Below are 1,330 nucleotides of genomic sequence, written 5' to 3'. Positions count from 1 at the left end.
TGAACCGCCCCGGGTTCGGTAGAGATCTCAGATTGTGGTTGTGACCTGGGGTTTCGTGAGTTCCGTGTAGTAGTTGGCTTCGTACTCGACGGGCGGGATATGGCCTATCTCACCGTGGAGTCGGCGGTGGTTGTACCAGTCGACCCATTCGGCGGTGGCCAGCTCGACCTGGGAAAGCGTCTTCCAGGGCCGCTGGGGTTTGATCAACTCGGTTTTGTACAGTCCGATCGCCGATTCCATCAGGGCGTTGTCGTAGGCGTCGCCGACCGAGCCGATGGACGCGGCTATGCCGGCGGCGTCCAGATGCTCGGCGAGCCTGAACGACGTGTACTGCGACCCGGCATCCGAGTGATGGATCAACTCGCCTGGTCGGATGGGTTGTTGCTCGCGGTCGCGTTGCCAGATCGCCATCTCCAGGGCGTCCAGGACGAAGACGGTCTCCTTGACGGTGGCCGCCGACCAGCCGACGATCCGGCGGGAGAAGGTGTCGACGACGAATGCGACGTAGACGGTCGCCGACCAGGTCTTCACGTGGGTGAAGTCCGCCACCCAGCAGCGGTTGGGGGCGGCGGCGACGAAGTCGCGGTCGAGACGGTCGGGAGCTCGCTCGACCTGCCCGCCGGGAAGCGTGGTGATCACACGCTTGCCGCGAACCGCCCCCTGGATGCCCATCTCACGCATCAGGCGTTCGACGGTGCACCGGGCCACGAGGTGTCCCTGCCGGTTCAGCTCACGCCAGACCTTTCTCGCCCCGTAGACACGGTAGTTGGCGGTGTGGACCTGGCTGATCAGTTCCTTGAGCTGAGCGTCCCGCACCGATCGTGCGGACGGGGCGGCCAGTCGCTTCTTGTGGGCGTAGTAGGTGGAAGGGGCGATCTTGCAGTCGTACTCGGTGAGCGTCCTGCAGATCGGCTCGACACCGCCGAAGCGGTCCCGGTGCTCGTCGATGAACGCTACGAGCGCGTGTGTGGCCGGTCGAGCTCGGCCGCGAAGAAACTTGCCGCGGCCTTGAGGATCTCGTTGGCCCGCTTGAGTTCGGCGTTCTCCTTCTTCAGCGCCTTGAGCTGGGCAGACTCCTCCGTCGTCGTTCCCGGCCGCGTCCCCGCGTCGATCTCGTGCTGCTTCACCCAGTTCCGCAGCGTCTCGCGGGAGCCGATGCCGAGCTTCTCCGTCACCGCTTGCAAGGCGGCCGTCTCGTTCGGGTAGTCGTCGCGCACCTCGGCGACCATGCGCACTGCACGGCGGCGGAGCTCAAGCGGGTAACGGGAAGGTCGTGCCATGACTCGATCCTTTCATGAAATCGAGTCTCTATTCGAACCGGGGCGGTTCA

1 protein-coding gene is annotated in these 1,330 nt (G+C 64.8%); it reads right to left on the bottom strand.

Annotated features, from left to right (window positions below):
• Nucleotides 1-27: 27 nt before the first annotated feature.
• A protein-coding gene (locus tag ABZ823_RS30925) for an IS3 family transposase (RefSeq protein WP_361666235.1) occupies nt 28-1,280 on the bottom strand; the annotation gives its coding sequence in 2 pieces (ribosomal slippage) (nt 28-998 and nt 998-1,280; 1,254 coding nt in all).
• Nucleotides 1,281-1,330 lie beyond the last annotated feature (50 nt).

Source organism: Streptomyces sp. NPDC047079, assembly GCF_040643755.1.
Lineage (GTDB): Bacteria > Actinomycetota > Actinomycetes > Streptomycetales > Streptomycetaceae > Streptomyces.
Note: the sequence above shows the minus strand (reverse complement) of the source record. Positions and strands in the feature narration are given on the sequence as shown.